Raw genomic sequence first — 17,860 nt, 5'->3', positions numbered from 1 at the left:
CAGCTTTACCTTGTTCAGTAGTTCTACGTACAGATCTAAGATTCGGCTGAACTCACTCATTAGGCGGCTCTGGCTTTTGCTGCGGCTTCGCCGGCTAGGCCGAAATAGGCTGCGCCGTCTTCATAATCGTCTGCCACAAATAGGCCGCTGCTTGCGCGGGCCTGTTTAAGTAGCACCATAAACATCCAGCCTTCTTCCTCGGTGAGGTGGTGTCCGTAAAGCGCGTTAAACGCGTTTACGGTTTTGGCCATAGAACGCTCGCCGCTTTCGCTATCGCGCTGTTCGGCGCGGTCGCGCATGTGATGGACGCCTTTTTCCAGAAAAGCGTGGGCTCTGTAATCCGCTGGGGAAAATTCTTTATCGTTCACGCTGCATCCTTCCTCTGTATTGCCAGGTGGTTCCATTCGCGCCAGAGGGCATTCATTTTTTTATCGCCGTCTGCAATCACGCTTTGTGGTGCTCTCCCGTGGTAGCGCAGGTTCATCACGTTGAGGGCGTGTTGGTAGTTGTCGCCATCCAGCAGGGAGAGGTTTGCAACAGGAACTGCAAAATCACTGCTATTCCAGGCTGAAAGCAAAACCTGAGCGGCTACCTCACTCGCGCCGGAGTTCCCCTTGGCTACGGTGAGTAAGGTTTCAATGCTCTGGGTTGGGCTGAAAGTATTCATGCGGCATCACCTCCAAAGGGAGGGCAGTTATTGTTTTGTGTTGGCCGTGCAAAAGTGGGTTTTGGCTGCACTAAACGGATGTGCGCTTTGTGGTCGGTGTTGGCGATATCGATGCGGTGCTTGAGGCGATCAACATCGTTTTTGCTCATAGCCGTTGGATGTACAAACACGGTGGCGGTCATGCGATTCCCTCCCGGTTGTTTTGGGTGCGAATGGTTTGTGAGGTAAGGCGGCGATAGAGTCGGATGCGCAGTTGTTCTTGCTTTGCACCCATTCCGCTAACAATCGTTGCGAGCAGGACGAATTGAATTAATCCGTGCTTTACCGCCTTGGCCACTGCGTCTGTGCTGTTGCGGGCGTGGAGTTTGTAAAAGCACTCTGCTAGCAGGTTGGTGACGTTCGTTACTGAGCACTGCATGGCCTGGGCTGTCTCGCGATTGGAGAGACCGCGGGCGCGATGCGTCAGCGCTTCGGCTTGGCGTGGGGCCAGTGGTCTGAGGTGCTTGACGGTGTCCATTTGAGTGCCCTGTCCTTGGTTAATACAAGTACAGTAGCTGAAAGTTAATGTTTTGGTCAATAGCCGAAAGTTAATATTATAATGTTGGCCACCTTAACTTGTACTTAAGTGCTATTAATCACTGTGAAAGCGGAGGCATATACATGTAATATCCATCCTGTTAGTCGCAATAGTCGTAAAAGTATGTTTAGGGGGGGTGAGAAAAAATTAAAAAACTCTCGCAGGTATGAAACAATGCGGATTGCCAGGCATGAACTACTGTTTATTTATACAGTTTATGGCGGCTGCCAACATAAAGGAGGTGGGCATGGCTACTTATAGTGATATTGAATGGACTGAACAAACTTGGAATCCAGTAACCGGTTGTGTAAAGGTATCTCCCGGTTGTAAATACTGTTATGCAGAGGTTATGTCTCGTCGATTGCAGGCTATGGGCGTGCCTGGTTATGAAAATGGATTTCGCGAAGTTTCACTTATGCCTGAGAGGTTGAATCAGCCGCTGCGGCGTAAGAAGCCAACTATATATTTTGTCAATTCAATGAGTGACTTATTCCAGGAGGCGGTTCCATTTGATTTTGTGGATAAGGTAATGGCAGTAATTGAGCAGACTCCACATCATACATATCAAATATTAACTAAGCGCGCTGAGAGAATGAGAGAATATTTTCTTACTCGCTCTGTCCCTGTAAATGCCTGGCTAGGTGTATCTGTTGAAGATAAGAAATACGGAAAACCTAGAATTCCACATCTACGTGCAATTAAAGCTAAGACACGTTTTCTCTCCGTTGAGCCACTTCTTGAGAATCTTGGGAAGTTGAATTTGCGTGGAATATCTTGGGTAATAGTTGGAGGTGAATCCGGTCGTAAGGCCCGCCCCATGTGCGAAGATTGGGCCTTATCAGTTCGTGATCAGTGTATTAGAGCTGGAGTAGACTTCTTCTTCAAACAGTGGGGAACTTATGGAGAGGATGGTGAGCGCCGAGCCAAGAAGGCAAATGGACGCTCTTTAAATGGTAGGGAATGGAATGAAATGCCATTGATTCCTGCTGTAGCGATTTAAAAGAACTCGAATTGGCCGCTAACATTGCTAACTTTCTTCCAAAATTTGTCAGCGAGTTCGTGGCCAGATACCAAGACCAGCCAATATAGAGTTTGATTCCTTGAACCCTTCACGTGCTCAATATTTGAAGAGGGAGTTTTTCCTGTTCTCTCTATGAGATTTAACCAGTACTGAAACACATCATTTCTTTGCTGTGCTGCACTTGCGTTTGGGGTTACAGAGTTTCTCCAGCCCGGAGCAAATCGGTCTAAAGCGTCAGTCTCTCCTGCTAGATAACGATCAAAATTTCTTTGAAGGTCCTGAGAGCTGACGTGAATTAAAAGGTCCATACGTTTTACTGAGCACAATCTCTCAATTATTGTGAAAGGTAATGCGCCCAGGTTGTAGGGGTCGAGAAAGGCGAAATGAAGACCGTAAGGATCAAGCTTTTTACAGATCTCTGGGATAGTCTTATCGGCAGTGCCATTATACGTGCTAACTGGAGCGTGGAGTTTATGAAGTCTGGTGCTATTTTGTTCAACAGCCCTTGGCTCTACATCTCCAATGTGTACGTGACTAAATTTGGCTTTCTTATTAGTGGATTCTTGCCAAGCAAGGATGCTGCTTCCATCAATAAATTTATTTGTATTTCGGATCTTGGCTCGGCCCATGGCGCAATAGGGGTCGATATAAGTAGCCCCAGCTTTACCTGGGCCGAGGAATTTTTTTCGAGGGCCGCTAGCTATGCCTACGTAGTGTTTAAGTCGTTGGTGTTTATCCTCCGCCCAATTTCCTACCTCATTCGCCAGACCGCCATCGTCAGCGGTTACTATATTGTCGGACATCCATATCTCCTAAAGCAGTTGTTTTTGAGGGATAAATTAATCTGGTGTGTAAGCCCCTAATATCACTCCACAGAAGCTCACATCCATATCAGTAATATCCATCGACGGATAACTGGGATTGATGGGGCGTAAGAAGGTGCGTCCCATATCTTCTGCATAGGTTTTAAAGGTGACCTCATCATTAAGCTTGGCAATCACCCGGCAGCCGTTGGTAAGTGGTTTTTCGGGATCGACAAAAATGATTGTCCCTTCTGGGTATGAGCGTTGGCCAGGGTAAGGGCTGGTCATGCTGTCACCGGTTACGCGTAGAGCATAGGCGCGGTCTGAGTGTGCAGTGGGGCAGGGCAGCCAGGCTTCTGCTTCACCTGGTGCTAGCAGGTCTACGGCCTCACAAAAGGCCCCTGCCTGTACCCAGCTGATCAGGGGGATTCTCCCTTGAATGCGTGGTCCTTGTACAACATTGCTTCCTTCCTTGTTACCTAGCTCTCCAGGTCCCTTACCGGCTCCGGTGAGCAACCAATCCACTGACACCCCAAGAGTTTCCGCAATCCTTGTCGCGGTGCTCATGCGCGGTAATTTCTCACCGTTGCGGTAGCTCCAAATTGTTACGGTACTCACATTAAACAGGCGAGCCAATGCTTCCTGCGTGTCTTCTACGCCGGCATGTGTAACTGCCTGTTTAAACCGCTTTGCAAAGTCAGGATGTTTCATAGTGACATGTTAGCTACAAGTTAATTAATTAGCGGCTATTGATTTTGGGTAGCCGAAAGTTAATACTCTGGCTACTGACAGCAGGGAGAAGCCGAGATGACCCAGGACGTGATCAATTCAGCAATCGATGATGCGGTGAGAATGGTTGGCTCTCAGGCCAAGCTAGCGCGGGCTATTGGGGTTACCCCTGTCTTTGTGTCTCAGATGCGTCGAGGGCTGAGAGCAGTGCCTCCAAAGTTGTGCACAAAGATTGAGTTGGCTACTCAGCGGAAGGTATCTCGTGCCTGCTTGCGCCCTGATGTGTTTGGTTCTTTGGAGGATCAAATGGATCAACAAGGAATGCCAGAAGTTCAGCAGGCAAGTTAAGCCCGTGCGGGTTAGTCGGCGAAACCAGAATAACGATCATTTTCAAATCCCCATTTTATTGTCCTGCCATTCTGCGGTGAATGAGGGTTGGGATTAATTCATTGCGGTATATGGGGATTTGTACAGGGTTATCTCAAATAACCACAGGAAGGGCCGGTGAGGGACGCCAACCCGGCCCGCTTTGATGACGGCGGGAAAGACCGCTGACAGCCGGGAAAGACCGGCATTCAAAATCTGGTTATTGATTTTTGCCAATTCAGGTGAGTTCGCTGGAGGGTTAGTTGTGTCTGAAGAAAGGGCTTTTGAGGGGGTTTGGATCTCGGCCAGTTTATGGCTGGATAAATCCTTAACGATGCAAGAAAAGGTGATGTTGGTTGAAATCAAGAGTTTATCCGCTGACCCGGTGAGGGGCTGTTACAAATCTAACAAGGCGTTTGCTGAGTTCTTTGGGGTTTCAACTTCGAGAATTTCGCAAATTCTTACCTCGCTGGAGGAGAAGGGGTATATCTATCTACGCCATAAGCGTGAAGGAAAACGGGTTGTTGGGAGGAGTATTTTCCTGTCAGAAGCTCACTCTAAAAATCAGCCTGACCTATTTAGAAAACCTAAAGGGGGGTATTTAGGAAACCTAAACGACCCCTTTAGGAATCCTAAAGAGGGGTATTTAGGTTTCCTAAAAGAGAGGAATACATTACTGAGTAATACAGTAGAGAATAATACTATTGGAACAAATCCGGATGTTCCGGAAGTTGATCCGATTGAATCCGAATTTGACCAGCTGTGGAAATCCTACCCAAAACGCGCTGGCGGTAATCCAAGGGGTGAGGCCCTGAAGGCGTATCGCAAGCAACGCAAACAGCACCAGCCTGAAGAATTTCAATCAGGGCTGGATCGCTATCGCGCCTTCTGCGAGCAAACCGGAAAAATCGGAACTGAATACGTGATGCAGGCCAAGCGGTTCTTTGGCCATGGAAAACACTGGCAGGAGGAATTCAGATCGCCAGTGAGTCACCAACAGGGAGTGGGCAATGAAAACCGTAACTCAGGCGCTGGCAACCGGCTCCAGCAGCAACAGCAGCAGATCAACACGGCCTTCGCTAGAGCCTCGGCACGAGAGGCTGCTGTTGGCGCTGTGGAAACGCATGGCGCAGTTGTATGGCCACAAGTGGACTTCCCAGCGCGCGTTGTATGACTCGGAGCAGGGGGAGCGCAGTGGAGTTTACGGTGAGGATTTTATGTTGTGGGCGCGAAAGACACAGGGCTTGTCTGACAAGGATTGGGCAAGGGGGATGGAAAACATTGAGCACCGCAATATCGAAGCTGCGCGGCGTGGGGAGTCTAGCTGGCCACCGAACTATGCAGAATTTATTGGGCTTTGCCAGCCGTCCCCAGGCAGTGCGGCGCACAACCGGTTTAAACCTCTGGCGCTGCTTGACGATAGCGCTCAGGAGCGGGCCCGTCGGTGTGGGGAGAGCGAGCTGGCAAAAATGCGGGGGTTATTCCAGTGAGTACAGAAAGCGCAGAGGAGGAGGCTTTGGAAGGGGAATATATCCCTTGCGAGGAGTCCACCAGCGGGCCAACTACCTGGGCCGAGATGCTGGAAGATTTTAACTGGTAATTACAAATCATCATGGAGCGTGAAGTATGACCGTTGTAACTCTAACAGAAGCCCAAGAGCGAATTATGACTACCGTTGCGAGTAGACCCTTAGCGGCATTCCGCACGGATAACCCGCGCCAAGTGGATTTGGTGTTTGCTCATACGGTGGTGACTCAAAATAAAATCCGAGAAGTGCATGAGGATTATCTGGGGACTTTTCACCGGGACAATCTGCATGTGGCGAGAAAGGTTTTTAGGGAAAATGCTGAAAGTTTACGGGCGGCAGCGTGATAGGGCCCTGCCGGGCCAGTTGAGGTTAGTGTTTACAGTCTTGGGGGATGTGGCATGAGATTCGATTCAGCGAGACAGGCTTGGCATGATGCCTTTGATGGCTCTGCGGCGGCGTTTGATTATGAGGCTATGGGCAATAGGAGCACGGTCACCTCAAAGACTCGGCGAGGGCGGAAGTTAATTATTCGGGGTGAGGTGCAGGGAGAGGCTAATCAGGTGATTTGCCGCATTGATGCGCCTCGGGTGAGTGGTGTTGAAACGATTGTGGGCAAGGGTAGCGGTGAGCGGGTTATGGATTCCTGCGAGAAGGGGATCATTCAGAGCGTGGTTGCCAAGCTGAGACAAAGTGATCCACTGGCTTACTGTTGGGGCATGGCTGCCTATGCGCCACCGGCAAAAAGATTTAAAGAGCGGGCGGCGCTGTTGCAATACTTGATGTCTGAATTCGATAAGTGGGAGGAGCCGCACCCGAGGGATAAGGTTAGCCAGTTGGCGTTATTTTGTATTAGTGCGAGTGCGTTGCGGGATGTTAATGGGCGATCAATAGATCTAGGCCATGCTCGTAAAATATTAGGGTGTGACAAAAAGCGTTGGGATAGGGAGTGGAAAAGTTTGTGGCAAAGATTACAGCGCCGATTAGATCCGCTTCCTGCCCGTGCTCTGGGCCCCATTTCAGAGGTTGTAGAAATTTATAAGGAAAAACTCTTGAAGGCGGGTTGACAGACTTTGTGCCAGGATGGTACTTTTTTTCTAGCTTGCGGTTTTTCCGCTTGCAACAGAAACCCGGCTCCCCCAGCCGGGTTTTTTCGTTTCTGACTTTCTATTTTTCATTGCTCCATCACTTGTACTTGGCGGCGTTCTTGTGGGCGCCGTTTTTTATTCCTTGGCTCTGCGAGCGGAAATTCATGAACTGCAATCTGCAACGATTCGCCTATGGGCCTGATGCCACATTGGGGCGGCTGAGAGTGCGCGACTGTGTGTTTTATACGGTAGAGCGTCCGTGGTTGGGTAATCGTCCGTTCGAGAGCTGTATTCCTGAAGGGGTTTATTCCTGTAATCCCTATAACTCACCTAGGTTCCCGAATGTGTGGGAGCTGCAGGAAGTCCCTGGTCGTTCAAAGATATTAATCCACACCGCTAATTATTCGGCAGATGTGCAGGGCTGTATTGGTATTGGTTCTGGCCTGGCTCCCGGTGGCTGGTGGGTGATGCAATCCCGTAAGGCAATGCAGCAGCTGCGAGAGCTGTTGCCGCCTGAATTTGATCTGACAATTACGCACTATGTGCCGGAGTATCCGTGATGGGTATTTGGTCTGGAGTGAAATCGCTATTCAGCAGTAACGCTAAACCTATAGACGATATTCTCGATAAGGAGAATGGGCTTCTGGTACGGGCTGGAGGTTGGATTGATGGCCTGTCCTATACCGATCAAGAGAGCGCAGACGATGCAAAGGAAATCATTCTGCATGCACAGGAGGCCCGTAAACAGATTATCGATACTGTGGTGGCTCATGTAGAGAGCACGGCAAGTGAGAACACACAGCGAAGTTTAACCAGACGTTTTACGGCCTTGGCAATTATTCGTGTTGAGATGTTTTTGGTTATTGCTTCTGTAGTGGTGTGGCCATGGAACTCTGAGTACGCGAAGTTTATTTGGTCTGTGGCTGGGTCGATGTTGATGTTTGGTGCGTTCTCAGCAGTGATTATATTTTTCTTTGGCTCCTATGGCGTTGGCCAGCACATCATGAAACCGCTGGCCGCTCTGAAGGGTAGGGCAAAAGGGGCAGTGCAATGAGTCCAACAGATGCAGCACATACGGCAATGGAGCGGCTAATGATATGGATTGCGGGAGTGGGTAGCGTGACGGCTCAGGTTGCATCAGCGTTTGAGCAATATGTAATTACCTACGGTGCATTCACCACCGGCCTGCTTTCCATTGTTGTATTTGCTTATTACCGTCATCAGGACATCAAGCTGAAGCGTGAGCAGATGAAGCGGGGTGATGATAGCTCTGCTGAGGAGCGGAGTGGTGGAAGTTAACGTAAAAATTGACACCTCTGCATTTGATCATGCATCTGCGGAGTTACAGCGACAGCTGCCATATGCTGGCTCTGTTGCTCTAAATAATGTGGCTTTTAGGATTAGAGGAGAAGAGCGTTCGGCAATGGGTCGGGTTTTTGTGAACCCAGTTAAGTTAACCCTGAACTCAGTTCTGATAGATAAGGCGACCAAGCGCTCTGGTCGTGCAAAAGTTTATATCCGTGATCATGCCACTAAGGGAACACCACCCAGTAAATACCTGGCTCCTGCTGTGTTAGGTATAGACCGCAATGTAAAGAGATTCGAGAGGGCTTTACGCTATGCAGGCCTGTTACCTGAAGGAATGTACGCGGTACATGGCGAAGGGGCAAAGTTAAACAAGCACGGCAATATCTCAGGGGGCACTTACACCAAGATCCTGTCACAGGTACGGGCCAGCCGTGACCCAACGCAGAACGCAACTAATAGCAAGCGTAGTAAGGCTAAACGAGGTATTACCAAGGGCTACTTCGTTGGGAAGATTGAGGGCACCTTGGGCGTGTGGCAACGGGTAGGGTACAAGCGCCGTCGATCCGTGAGGCCCATTCTTATATTCGTTAAAAAGAAACCTGACTATCGCAAACGTTTTCCATTCTTCCGAATTGCTGAAGGCATAGCCCGAAAGTACATCCCTATTGAGCTTGAAAAGGCAATGGATCGTGCATTGGCTACAGCAAAGCGGCGCTGATTTGAACTTCAACGGGTCCTCCTGAGAAATCCAGCACACGGGTGATTCGGACCCCGCTTTTTTAACAGATATCTGAAATTTCTTAGGGGGTTATACCTTGGCTGGTGATATCTCTCTTGATGAACAGGCCACTCAATCAGGTTTTGCTCGCCTGGTTGGTGCTTCGCAGCCCGCGATTGCCAAGCATTTTCAGGCTGGTGTGCTTACCCAGGGGGCCAGTTTTAAAGTCTGGCTTCATGAATATTGCGAGCGACTGCGTACAGAAGCGGCAGGCCGGCAGGTGAGTGATGCCCGCAGCCGTCGCGATATGGCGCAGGCAGTTGAGTCTGAGGCAAATGCGCAATTAAAAATGCGTGAGCTGTATCGGCAAGACCAATTAATTCTGGATATCGAGTCTGTTCGCAAGGCGATGGTGGAGTGGTCCACCATTGGCAAGAATGAATTTTTAGGAGCGGTGGAAAGCATCGTTATTGCTATCGAGAGCCAGCATGCCATTACCATCGATCGCGAACCCCTACAGCCAAACATTGACGCTGCCCTCAAAGCTATTGGCAGTTACGAAATTGAATCTGAAGAGGCTAGTGGAGGAAGTACGCCAGGCCTGGATACCGCAGCCTAAAATCCCGCTGATCGAGTGGTTACCAGACAATATCAAGCTGCCGTCTGAGGATAGCGACAACGCCGGCTATTACCGCAACGATTATGTGCCCTATTTCTGGGGCGTGATGCACGCGCTGGATAACCCAGTGTCGTGGATGGTGGTGATGCAGAAGGCTGCGCAGATCGGCTGGACAGTACTGCTGGCCACCGATATCTGCAAGGTCGCCGTCACCGACCCGGCCCGCATCCTGATGCTGTTCCCCAAGGATGAAAAAGGCCGGCTGTTCATGGATGAAAAACTGGTGCCGATTATCGAAGGCTCACCGGCTGTTAATCGGGTGATCGATGTCACCACCAGCCGCAAGGGCGGCAGCCGCTCAACACGCAAGAAATTCCCCGGCGGTGAAGTGCGTACCATTGGCTCCAACTCTATCTCCAATGTGAAATCCACCACAGCCCGCCGGGGCTATGTGGAGGAGCCGGACGATACCAACAAAGATGTCGGCGATCAGGGCGACTCCATTCGCCACCTGCGCGAACGCCTCAAGCGCATGCGCAATAAGAAATTAATTATTGGTGGCACACCGGCGGTAGCGGATCTTTCCCAGGTAGAGCACTACACCAAGCTCGGCACCATGCGCGTGCTGCCGGTGACCTGCCATGACTGCGGTGACTCCCATGTACTGGATTGGGAAAACGTCCGCTGGCTGAAGAAGGAAGAGGGTATACCGCACCCGGTATTTGGCCTGCATCAGCCTGATACGGCTATCTATGGCTGCCCGGAATGTGGCAGCGAGTGGGATGACTACCGCCGCCAAGTCAATATTCTGCAGACCTGTAAAACAGCGCGGGAGAATGGCGATGACTTTGCCGGCTGGGTCAAAACCCAATGCGGCGAAGACTTTGGGCCCGACGAAATCGAACCGATAGAAACCTTTATGGAGCTATCGGAGCTCTATGTGTGTATCCCGGGCACTGGCCTCGCCGATGTGGTGCGGGATTTTCTCGAAGCCGAGCACGAAGCCAAAAGCGGTGATGAATCCGCGCGCATCGTGTTCCAGAACAACAAACTGGGCAGGCCCTACCAGTATGCCGCCAGCCGCTTGCTGGACCATGAGGAACTGCAGAAAGCCGCCGAGGATTACCCAGAATTATCCTGCCCCGCCGGTGGCCTGCTGGTAACGGTGGGCATCGATGTGCAACACGACCGCCTGGCGATCACTATCCGCGCCTTCGGGCGCAATGAAGAAAGCTGGCAAATGTTCTGGGGCGAGATCGATGGCGATACTGCGGACAAGCGCGATAGCTGCTGGGATGCCCTGGACAAGTTGGTATTCCAGCCTTTTAAGCACGAACGCTTTGGTGAGATCCGCGCGGCAGCGGTAAGCATCGACTCCTCCGACGGGGGCACCAGCAACGCGGTCTATCACTGGGTGCGAACCCGAGATAAAAAACACCGCGGCGTGCTGGTGATGGCTATCAAGGGTGATAGTAACGACTTCGGCACCAAGGAAATCTTCACCCAGCCAAGGCAGGTCGATTTCAAGAATCCCAAACGGCGGACCAAGGCAGACCGCTTCGAGGTGAGGGTGTATATCGTGGGTACCCACAAGGCCAAAGACCTGATCGCCAAGCGTCTGCTCGGCACTAGTGCCTATATGCACAGCTGCAAGCATGTGCGGCAGGATTACTGGGAACAGGTCACCGCCGAAGTGAAAGCCCCCAGCAAAAAGCACAAGGGCCGGGAGACCTGGCAGCCGCGCCCCGGCAGGCCCAACGAGGGCACCGATACTGAGGTCTACGCCCTACACGCAGCCCACGCCAAGGGCATGCACAAATACAACGAGAAAAAGTGGTCCACCATCGAATCCCAGCTGGGCCAGCGCACCTTGTTTAGCGAGCCCGATCAATCACCGGATCAACCCAAACCAGCCCCGAGTAAACCACACCGGCCAGCACAGCCGGTGGGCTCCCTACTGGATAGTTAAATGTCGAAAACCGCCCAAGAAATGGTCGACCTCTATATCGAGGCCGAGATAGACGTGCTCGCCGGTAAAACCACAGTGATTAACGGCCGCCAATTTACCGCAGAGAACCTGCAGGACATCCGCGCCGGCCGTCAGGAGTGGGAGCGCCGCGCGTTTCAAGAAAAACTCAAGGCTGCCGGCAAACGCCGCGGACCCGCCTACGCGAACTTTTACTCATGAACAAACTGGATTCTGTAATCGGGTTCTTTGCGCCCGAAGCTGCCCTGCGCCGCGTGCAAGCCCGCCGTGCCCTGGAGATTGCCGCCGCCTATGAAGCGGCACGGCCCAGCCGGATGAGGAAAAACCCCGGTGATAACCGCAGCGGGGATTTAGTGATTGAAGGCAGTGTGGAAACACTGCGTGGCCAGGCCCGACACCTAGAGCAAAACCACGATTTTGCCTTTGGCATTCTCACTACCCTGACCAACAACATTGTCGGCCCGCGCGGCATCGATGTGGAGTTCCAACCCAAAACCTGGGGTGGCGATATTCACGAAGGTCTCGCCAGCCAAATGAATGAGGCTCACAAGGAATGGGCGCGGCGCCCGGAATGCACCCGGCAATTCAGTTGGGGCAAATCTCAGCGGCTGTTGTGCAATACCTGGCTGCGGGATGGCGAAACCCTGCTGCGGCACCTACAGGGCTCGGTGCCTGGATTGAAGCACCGCACCCCTGTGCCCTACACCATCGAATGCCTGGAGCCGGACTTTCTTCCGGTGGATTTCAATGATCCCAGCAAGCGCATAGTGCAGGGCATCGAGAAATCTGCCTGGGGGGAAGCCAAGGCCTTCTGGCTGTACGACGAACACCCCGGAGCCTCACTGAACTGGCGCATGAAGCGCAGGCGCCACACGGCAGAAAATATCGAGCACTTGAAGTTTGTACGCCGGCTGCACCAAACCCGTGGAGTTTCTATCTTTGCCACGGTAATGAATCGCCTCAACGATATTAAAGACTATGAAGAAAACGAGCGGGTTGCCGCCAAGATTGCCTCGGCCATGGTGGGTTTTATCCAGAAGGGCAGCCCTGATACTTATGAGCATGATGATGCTTGGGATAGTGAAGGAAAGCGCATTCTCGATATCCGTGCCGGTGCCATCTATGACGATCTCCGCCCTGGGGAATCTGTCGGCACCATCCAGAGCAATCGTCCCAGTGGTCTGCTAACGCCATTTTTAGAAACCATGCACCGTATGACTGCCGCCGGCACCATGGCCAGCTTTAGCAGCATCAGCAAAAACTACAACGGGACTTATAGTGCGCAGCGCCAGGAACTGGTGGAGCAGTGGACCAATTACGAAACCCTCAGCCTGGAGTTTTGTGAGGAGATCGTAGAGCCGGTTACCCGACGCTGGGTGCAAATGGGTTTATTAGCAGACGCCTTTCAGGTGCCTGCTGATGTGGACCCCGCAACCCTGATGCATGTTGACTTTATTACCCCGGTGATGCCCTGGATTAATCCAGCCCACGAAGCCAGCGCCGATGAAACCCTGCTGGAAAATGTACTGGTCAGCCCGCAGCAGACCATCCGCCGCCGCGGCAAGAAACCGGACGATGTGATCAAGCAAACCGCAGCCTGGCAGAAAAAGTTGCAAGAGAACGGTATTACCACCCCAAGCAAACGCGCTGCGGTCCCCGCAGAAAATACTGAGTCCGGCTCCGAGTCTGACTCCGACTCTAAATAGGAAACCGCAATGCCTAAAAAATCCTGGTACAGCATTTCTGCCGCTGCCAATACCAGTGAAGCCGATATCTATCTGTACGATTACATTGGCTACTGGGATATGACCGCAAAAGACTTTGCCCGAGATCTCAAAGCGCTAGGCGATGTCAGCAAGATCAATCTGCACATTAACTGCCCCGGTGGGGATGTGTTCGATGGCACTGCCATTTACAACCTGCTCAAAGATCACAAAGCCGAGGTGGAAACCTGGATTGAAGGCATCGCAGCCAGTATGGGCAGTGTGATCGCCCTTGCCGGGGATACGGTTCACATTGCTGAAAATGCCTACTACATGGTGCACAACCCCAGTGCCGGTGTGCGAGGCGATGAGCGCGCCCTGGAAAAAACCAAGAGCCTGCTGGCAAAAGTGAAAACCACCATGAAAAGCCTGTACTCCTCGCGCACCGGCATGTCGGATGAGGAAATCAGCCAAGTGATGGATGACGAGACCTGGTACACCGGCGCCGAGGCCGTGGAAGCCGGCTTTGCCACCGACACCACCGCAGCCATAGAAATGGCTGCAAGCTTCAGTGCTGATCACTTAAACCAATTCAAAAATACCCCTCAAGCCATTAGTGCATTGGTTATGCAGGGGGCCACTGAATTTAGATTCCCGTCTGCGGTTGCAGGCAATCCAAACCAAACCCATAGCCAGGAGGCGCAAGCCATGCCGAAAACTACCTCCACCACGCCAGCTGCAACCGCTGCGACCGAGGTTACCCCAGAAATGAAAGCGCAGATCGCCGCCGATGCCAGAGCACAATTTGCAGCCGATGAGAAAAAACGCAAAGACACTATCAAAGCCGTATTTAAGGGCTTCGAAGCGCACAGTACTGTAATGCAATCCTGCCTGGATGATATGGACTGCACCGCTGAAAAAGCCAAAGACCAGCTGCTCACAGCCCTGGGCAAACAGACCCCAACCCCAGTGCAAAGCTACAGCGTAGTGGTGCAGGAGGGGGAGGGTATTAAACGTATCAAGGCAGATGCTGAGAATGCCATTGCCATGCGTGCCTTTGGCGAAAAACGCACCGAAGGCAACAGTCTGGCCGGCTATACCATGCTGGAAATTGCCCGTATGTTTATGCACGCCCACGGACAGAATTTAGCGGGCTTGGATAAAATGGGTGTAGTGGCTGCAGCCTTTACCCATAGCTCTGGTGACTTCGGTACGGTCCTCGGCAATATCGCCAATAAAGCGATGCTAAAAGGCTATGAAGAAGCGCAGGAGGTGTTCCAGAAATTTACCAGTGTTGGCAACCTCAGCGACTTTAAGCTGGCTACCCGTACCGATTTGGGCAGCTTCCCCTCATTGCGCCAGGTAGCACCGGGGGCAGAATTTAAATATGTAACCATGGGCGAGCGTGGCGAGACTGCCGCACTGGCCACTTATGGCGAGTTGTTCGGTATTACCCGCCAGGCCATGATCAATGACGACCTCGGGGCCTTTACCCGTATCCCGCAAAAGATGGGCTTAGCAGCCGTGCGCACTGTGGGAGATCTGGTATTTAGCATCCTGCTCAACAATCCCAAGATGGCCGATGGCAAGACCTTATTCCATGCCGATCACAAAAACCTTGCAGCTGCTGCAGGTATCAATACCAGTAGTATTGATAAAGCGCGGGTATTGATGGGTAAACAGCAAGATGGCGATGCCTACCTAAATATTCGTCCGAAATTCTTGATCTGTGATTTGGCTGATGAGGGTGCAGCGAAAGTTGCCCTGGAGTCAGAGTTTGAAGTAGGTGCTTCTGAGAAATCCAATACCGTTCCCAATAGCGTGCGCAATATTGCAGAGGTAGTCTCTGATGCGCGCCTTAGCGGACATAACGGCTGGTATCTGGGTGCCGATCCGAATATGCACGACACCATCGAAGTGCTCTACCTGGACGGCCAGCAAGCCCCGGTACTGGAACAGCAAAACGGCTGGAATGTGGACGGGGTGGAATTCAAAGTGCGCCTGGATGCCGCTGCCAAAGCTTGGGACGTAAAAGGTTTGGTGAAAACACCCAAGAGCTAATACCCAGCTCAAACCGAGCCAAAACTTAAATAATCCGAGCGAGGCCGCGATGTGCGGCCTTTTTTATTGCAACAGTTCTAACCCAATCGAGAGAAAGAGAATGGCTACCAATTTTGTACAAGACGGGCGCATGCTGGATTACACCAATAGCACCAGCGCCGCTATTTCCTCCGGCCAAGTGGTGCCGGTAGGCGCAGTGCTGGGTGTAGCAATGGATGATATCGCCGTGGGCACATCTGGTGTGATTGCTATTGATGGCGTCTTCACCGTGCCCAAGGTATCCGCCGCAGAGATTGGCCAGGGGGAAACCCTCACCTGGGTGGTTTCCTCCAGCTCATTCGATAGCAATGCAGCCACCGCAGCCACTGGCGATATCACAGGTCCCACCGCTTTTGCAGCAGAGGCCGCCGGTAATGGCGTTACCAGCCTGGCGGTCAAATTCACCGGCGTACCTGGCACGGTGAAGGCTTAGGTGATCCATGGATCTGGACCAAAGAGCCGCAGAGCGCGCGTTTCGTAAATGGGGCAAAGCCGCTACCTATGATGATGGTAGCGGCGGCGAGTCTATCGACTGCCGCGTGATAAAAGATCAGGAGGTTGACGAGCTCGAGGAAGATGAGCGTGTGCGGGTGCCACGTATTGAGTTGAGCCTGCTGGTGAGTGAGGTGGGGGCTTACAATTCGGAAGCGGTGATTACCCTTGGTGGCGAGGAGTATAAGGTGCGCAAACGGCTGGCGGATGATGGGGTTGTTTGGCGGGTGTTGGTGGATGGGTAGCCTTAGTGGGTAGGTCAGCACAGGATTTATGATCATTGTGATTGCTATTTTTTTGCGTTGCTCAAACATACAGGAAAATGCTTTAAAATTATTGACTTAAAAGATCGGTTAAAAATGGGGATAGTGGTCAAATTAATCATTTTTCTAGATGGGCCGATAGTGCCAAGTGATCGTAATCTATTGATTTAGTGGAAGAAGATGGCGTGTTGACGTACATTTGTATCAGATATAGTAGCCTCGCCAAATACGAAAAACGCATTTGGCTGGACTCACTACACTGCGTTTCGTTCGCCGCTAAACCGGGCGTTAGGTGCAAGGAGAAGTAATGGAGTTATCTGAAGTTTTCGTAATATCAGCAGCCATCTTAGGCTCTTTAGGTGGTGGTGCTGGCATTATATTTGGAATGTCGAACTGGTTAGGAAAAGTCTGGGCAAATCGACTTATGGAGAAAGAAAAAGCTCAGTATTCTAAAGAGCTCGAGTCAATCAAGTCTTCATTACTAAAAGATTCAGAGAGTTACAAAATAAAACTCAAAAAATCTGAGTTTATATTCGAGAAACAATACGAAGCAGCGTCAGAGTTAGTCGCTATAGTCAGGCAGTTTTTACCGCCTCTTTTACACCAAGAAATGGACTGGTATGAGGCATGTGATGAGATAGCACACAATTTCAAGTCTATTATCGCTTCACTCGAAAAATTTCTATCAAAACATGGTGCGATATTGGATGAGATTTCAAGGGGTTTATTAAGTGATGCTATTGCATTAGCCAGTCAACACCAATTTGAGATTACTGGGCCTGAAGTCCCTGACACAGCAAATAGCGCAGCAGATGAACTTTATAATAAACTACTTAATGCAGAGCAATACTTAACAAAACAGGTTCTTAATCAAACAAGCACCTAACAAGTACATACAATCTGACCTCCGGCCACTGTCACATTTTGTGTAAAAATCCACACAAGAGGCGCCTGTAGCCTCCGGTAGTTAATGTGGGTGTTAGATTTTAAAACTGTACATTGATTTGTAGCGTTCTTTGCGCCGCAAATACACACCCAAACCCGCACTAGCGGGTTTTTTTATGCTCAAAATTACTGGAGCACTACCCAATGACCCAACGCATCACCATCCGCGATGCGGTTTTAAACAAGCTGCAAATTCTATCCGGCTACGCATTTCCACCCCCTGGCACTACAGAAGAAATTGATTCAAAAAATTTACCGGCAATTGTGGTGGGCTTTGCTACTGAAAACATCGAGCACGAAATGCATGGCGGTACAGGTCGACAGCTGGATCTAACTATTGCTGCGGTTGTGAAGACTAGCGGCGATGTGTATGCCGCACTGGATCAGGCTGCTGAAGAGATCGAGCATGCACTACAGGATGCCACTTTAGAAAACACCTGTGACTTATTTCTGCTTAACCAGACGCAATTTGCACTCGACCAAGATCACCCACTGGGCGAGGTGCGCCTGACCTATACCGTCCAGTATTCCACCGAACCCTCAGCCCTTTAAATAAACAACTCAATAAGGTCTTAGCTATGTCACAAGGTTATAAAACAAAATTCTCCCGCAGCGATGACGGCAGCTCCTATACGCCAGTGGCTGGGATGCTGGATATTGACCCCGGTGAGGAATCGCGCGGTTCTGTTGAAATGACTCCCATTGATGGCACCAGTGGCTATATGGACTATGACCCCTCCGGCTTACGTGATGCCGGCGAGGTTTCCATTACTTTGATCTGGAAAGAGACCGATAGCGGCCAACAGGCGCTGCGGTCAGATTATGACTCCGATACCAATAAGTATTACCAGATTGAATATCCTGAAGGCACGACAGTAGAGTTTACCGGCCATATTACCGGCTGGGGTAAGGCAGTGCCCAAGGATGACAAGATCACTCGCACCGTGAA

At 51.2% G+C, this 17,860-nt stretch carries 26 protein-coding genes; 20 read left to right on the top strand and 6 right to left on the bottom strand.

The window, feature by feature from the left end; genetic code table 11:
• Positions 1-59: 59 nt before the first annotated feature.
• From LC073_RS21870 to LC073_RS20530, 4 genes are read right to left on the bottom strand one after another with little or no spacing between them, the layout of a single operon-like run.
• A complete protein-coding gene (locus LC073_RS21870; RefSeq protein ID WP_226649371.1) occupies positions 60-368 on the bottom strand; it encodes a DUF6378 domain-containing protein in 309 nt (102 codons plus the stop codon).
• The gene (locus LC073_RS20540; protein ID WP_226649369.1) at positions 365-667 is read right to left on the bottom strand and encodes a hypothetical protein; all 303 of its coding nucleotides are present in this window, start codon (positions 665-667) and stop codon (positions 365-367) included. Before LC073_RS20540 ends, LC073_RS21870 begins: the two co-directional genes overlap by 4 nt.
• A complete protein-coding gene (locus tag LC073_RS20535; RefSeq protein WP_226649367.1) occupies positions 664-849 on the bottom strand; it encodes a hypothetical protein in 186 nt (61 codons plus the stop codon). The genes LC073_RS20540 and LC073_RS20535 overlap by 4 nt, the downstream gene beginning before the upstream one ends.
• Positions 846-1,184 carry a response regulator transcription factor gene (locus LC073_RS20530; protein ID WP_226649366.1) on the bottom strand — a complete coding sequence of 113 codons (339 nt, stop codon included), beginning with the start codon at positions 1,182-1,184 and terminating at the stop codon, positions 846-848. The genes LC073_RS20535 and LC073_RS20530 overlap by 4 nt, the downstream gene beginning before the upstream one ends.
• Before the next feature lie 307 nt (positions 1,185-1,491).
• Here LC073_RS20530 and LC073_RS20525 point away from each other — a divergent pair, with 307 nt between their 5' ends.
• Positions 1,492-2,244, top strand: a complete 753-nt coding sequence (locus tag LC073_RS20525; RefSeq protein WP_226649365.1) for a DUF5131 family protein — start codon at positions 1,492-1,494, stop codon at positions 2,242-2,244.
• Here LC073_RS20525 and tcmP read toward each other — a convergent pair.
• Both tcmP and LC073_RS20515 read right to left on the bottom strand, forming a co-directional pair.
• A complete protein-coding gene (gene tcmP / locus LC073_RS20520; protein ID WP_226649364.1) occupies positions 2,241-3,068 on the bottom strand; it encodes a three-Cys-motif partner protein TcmP in 828 nt (275 codons plus the stop codon). The genes LC073_RS20525 and tcmP overlap by 4 nt on opposite strands.
• 36 nt (positions 3,069-3,104) lie before the next feature.
• Entirely contained in the window at positions 3,105-3,779 is a 675-nt protein-coding gene (locus LC073_RS20515; protein WP_226649363.1) for a LexA family protein, read from the bottom strand.
• Positions 3,780-3,875: 96 nt separating this feature from the next.
• On the opposite strand from LC073_RS20515, the gene LC073_RS20510 reads away from it, so the two are divergent.
• From LC073_RS20510 to LC073_RS20420, 19 genes are all read left to right on the top strand, one after another.
• On the top strand, positions 3,876-4,145 hold the full coding sequence (locus LC073_RS20510; protein WP_226649362.1) for a transcriptional regulator: 270 nt from the start codon (positions 3,876-3,878) through the stop codon (positions 4,143-4,145).
• A gap of 184 nt (positions 4,146-4,329) precedes the next feature.
• A complete protein-coding gene (locus LC073_RS20505; RefSeq protein WP_226649361.1) occupies positions 4,330-5,337 on the top strand; it encodes a helix-turn-helix domain-containing protein in 1,008 nt (335 codons plus the stop codon).
• Positions 5,288-5,653: a hypothetical protein gene (locus tag LC073_RS20500; protein WP_226649359.1), complete on the top strand. Its 366-nt coding sequence runs from the start codon at positions 5,288-5,290 to the stop codon at positions 5,651-5,653. Before LC073_RS20505 ends, LC073_RS20500 begins: the two co-directional genes overlap by 50 nt.
• A 136-nt stretch (positions 5,654-5,789) precedes the next feature.
• Complete coding sequence (locus LC073_RS20495) at positions 5,790-6,035, top strand: hypothetical protein (protein WP_226649357.1); 246 nt, start codon at positions 5,790-5,792, stop codon at positions 6,033-6,035.
• 54 nt (positions 6,036-6,089) lie between these two features.
• Complete coding sequence (locus LC073_RS20490; protein ID WP_226649355.1) at positions 6,090-6,755, top strand: hypothetical protein; 666 nt, start codon at positions 6,090-6,092, stop codon at positions 6,753-6,755.
• Between the two features lie 185 nt (positions 6,756-6,940).
• Positions 6,941-7,336, top strand: coding sequence for a DUF5675 family protein (locus LC073_RS20485; protein WP_226649353.1), 396 nt, complete (start codon positions 6,941-6,943; stop codon positions 7,334-7,336).
• On the top strand, positions 7,336-7,830 hold the full coding sequence (locus LC073_RS20480) for a hypothetical protein (protein ID WP_226649351.1): 495 nt from the start codon (positions 7,336-7,338) through the stop codon (positions 7,828-7,830). Before LC073_RS20485 ends, LC073_RS20480 begins: the two co-directional genes overlap by 1 nt.
• Positions 7,831-7,868: 38 nt before the next feature.
• Positions 7,869-8,075 carry a hypothetical protein gene (locus tag LC073_RS20475; RefSeq protein ID WP_226649350.1) on the top strand — a complete coding sequence of 69 codons (207 nt, stop codon included), beginning with the start codon at positions 7,869-7,871 and terminating at the stop codon, positions 8,073-8,075.
• Positions 8,065-8,802 (top strand): hypothetical protein, encoded by a 738-nt coding sequence (locus tag LC073_RS20470; protein ID WP_226649348.1) that lies wholly within the window; start codon positions 8,065-8,067, stop codon positions 8,800-8,802. Before LC073_RS20475 ends, LC073_RS20470 begins: the two co-directional genes overlap by 11 nt.
• A gap of 97 nt (positions 8,803-8,899) precedes the next feature.
• The gene (locus tag LC073_RS20465; RefSeq protein ID WP_226649346.1) at positions 8,900-9,421 is read left to right on the top strand and encodes a hypothetical protein; all 522 of its coding nucleotides are present in this window, start codon (positions 8,900-8,902) and stop codon (positions 9,419-9,421) included.
• On the top strand, positions 9,384-11,390 hold the full coding sequence (locus tag LC073_RS20460) for a terminase gpA endonuclease subunit (RefSeq protein WP_226649344.1): 2,007 nt from the start codon (positions 9,384-9,386) through the stop codon (positions 11,388-11,390). Before LC073_RS20465 ends, LC073_RS20460 begins: the two co-directional genes overlap by 38 nt.
• The gene (locus LC073_RS20455; protein WP_226649342.1) at positions 11,391-11,609 is read left to right on the top strand and encodes a primosomal replication protein PriB/PriC domain protein; all 219 of its coding nucleotides are present in this window, start codon (positions 11,391-11,393) and stop codon (positions 11,607-11,609) included.
• Positions 11,606-13,114: a phage portal protein gene (locus tag LC073_RS20450; RefSeq protein ID WP_226649340.1), complete on the top strand. Its 1,509-nt coding sequence runs from the start codon at positions 11,606-11,608 to the stop codon at positions 13,112-13,114. The genes LC073_RS20455 and LC073_RS20450 overlap by 4 nt, the downstream gene beginning before the upstream one ends.
• A gap of 9 nt (positions 13,115-13,123) precedes the next feature.
• On the top strand, positions 13,124-15,172 hold the full coding sequence (locus tag LC073_RS20445; RefSeq protein WP_226649338.1) for a ClpP-like prohead protease/major capsid protein fusion protein: 2,049 nt from the start codon (positions 13,124-13,126) through the stop codon (positions 15,170-15,172).
• Positions 15,173-15,272: 100 nt separating this feature from the next.
• Entirely contained in the window at positions 15,273-15,644 is a 372-nt protein-coding gene (locus LC073_RS20440; RefSeq protein WP_226649336.1) for a DUF2190 family protein, read from the top strand.
• A 7-nt stretch (positions 15,645-15,651) separates the two neighbouring features.
• Positions 15,652-15,948: a hypothetical protein gene (locus LC073_RS20435; protein ID WP_226649335.1), complete on the top strand. Its 297-nt coding sequence runs from the start codon at positions 15,652-15,654 to the stop codon at positions 15,946-15,948.
• Between the two features lie 325 nt (positions 15,949-16,273).
• The gene (locus LC073_RS20430) at positions 16,274-16,852 is read left to right on the top strand and encodes a hypothetical protein (RefSeq protein WP_226649333.1); all 579 of its coding nucleotides are present in this window, start codon (positions 16,274-16,276) and stop codon (positions 16,850-16,852) included.
• Positions 16,853-17,055: 203 nt separating this feature from the next.
• Positions 17,056-17,463, top strand: coding sequence for a hypothetical protein (locus LC073_RS20425; protein ID WP_226649331.1), 408 nt, complete (start codon positions 17,056-17,058; stop codon positions 17,461-17,463).
• 26 nt (positions 17,464-17,489) lie between these two features.
• Positions 17,490-17,860 (top strand): phage tail tube protein (locus LC073_RS20420; protein ID WP_226649328.1); only part of this gene is annotated, 371 nt, incomplete at its 3' end.

This window comes from Microbulbifer variabilis (genome assembly GCF_020524905.1).
GTDB classification, from domain to species: domain Bacteria; phylum Pseudomonadota; class Gammaproteobacteria; order Pseudomonadales; family Cellvibrionaceae; genus Microbulbifer; species Microbulbifer variabilis_A.
Note: the sequence above shows the minus strand (reverse complement) of the source record. Positions and strands in the feature narration are given on the sequence as shown.

Bases quoted from the DNA above. Each gene is read 5' to 3' on its own strand.
- LC073_RS20540 (WP_226649369.1), bottom strand. From the start codon at position 667: ATGAATACTTTCAGCCCAACCCAGAGCATTGAAACCTTACTCACCGTA.
- LC073_RS20535 (WP_226649367.1), bottom strand. From the start codon at position 849: ATGACCGCCACCGTGTTTGTACATCCAACGGCTATGAGCAAAAACGAT.
- LC073_RS20530 (WP_226649366.1), bottom strand. From the start codon at position 1,184: ATGGACACCGTCAAGCACCTCAGACCACTGGCCCCACGCCAAGCCGAA.
- LC073_RS20525 (WP_226649365.1), top strand. From the start codon at position 1,492: ATGGCTACTTATAGTGATATTGAATGGACTGAACAAACTTGGAATCCA.
- tcmP (WP_226649364.1), bottom strand. From the start codon at position 3,068: ATGTCCGACAATATAGTAACCGCTGACGATGGCGGTCTGGCGAATGAG.
- LC073_RS20515 (WP_226649363.1), bottom strand. From the start codon at position 3,779: ATGAAACATCCTGACTTTGCAAAGCGGTTTAAACAGGCAGTTACACAT.
- LC073_RS20510 (WP_226649362.1), top strand. From the start codon at position 3,876: ATGACCCAGGACGTGATCAATTCAGCAATCGATGATGCGGTGAGAATG.
- LC073_RS20505 (WP_226649361.1), top strand. From the start codon at position 4,330: ATGACGGCGGGAAAGACCGCTGACAGCCGGGAAAGACCGGCATTCAAA.
- LC073_RS20500 (WP_226649359.1), top strand. From the start codon at position 5,288: ATGGCGCAGTTGTATGGCCACAAGTGGACTTCCCAGCGCGCGTTGTAT.
- LC073_RS20495 (WP_226649357.1), top strand. From the start codon at position 5,790: ATGACCGTTGTAACTCTAACAGAAGCCCAAGAGCGAATTATGACTACC.
- LC073_RS20490 (WP_226649355.1), top strand. From the start codon at position 6,090: ATGAGATTCGATTCAGCGAGACAGGCTTGGCATGATGCCTTTGATGGC.
- LC073_RS20485 (WP_226649353.1), top strand. From the start codon at position 6,941: ATGAACTGCAATCTGCAACGATTCGCCTATGGGCCTGATGCCACATTG.
- LC073_RS20480 (WP_226649351.1), top strand. From the start codon at position 7,336: ATGGGTATTTGGTCTGGAGTGAAATCGCTATTCAGCAGTAACGCTAAA.
- LC073_RS20475 (WP_226649350.1), top strand. From the start codon at position 7,869: ATGATATGGATTGCGGGAGTGGGTAGCGTGACGGCTCAGGTTGCATCA.
- LC073_RS20455 (WP_226649342.1), top strand. From the start codon at position 11,391: ATGTCGAAAACCGCCCAAGAAATGGTCGACCTCTATATCGAGGCCGAG.
- LC073_RS20450 (WP_226649340.1), top strand. From the start codon at position 11,606: ATGAACAAACTGGATTCTGTAATCGGGTTCTTTGCGCCCGAAGCTGCC.
- LC073_RS20445 (WP_226649338.1), top strand. From the start codon at position 13,124: ATGCCTAAAAAATCCTGGTACAGCATTTCTGCCGCTGCCAATACCAGT.
- LC073_RS20440 (WP_226649336.1), top strand. From the start codon at position 15,273: ATGGCTACCAATTTTGTACAAGACGGGCGCATGCTGGATTACACCAAT.
- LC073_RS20435 (WP_226649335.1), top strand. From the start codon at position 15,652: ATGGATCTGGACCAAAGAGCCGCAGAGCGCGCGTTTCGTAAATGGGGC.
- LC073_RS20430 (WP_226649333.1), top strand. From the start codon at position 16,274: ATGGAGTTATCTGAAGTTTTCGTAATATCAGCAGCCATCTTAGGCTCT.
- LC073_RS20425 (WP_226649331.1), top strand. From the start codon at position 17,056: ATGACCCAACGCATCACCATCCGCGATGCGGTTTTAAACAAGCTGCAA.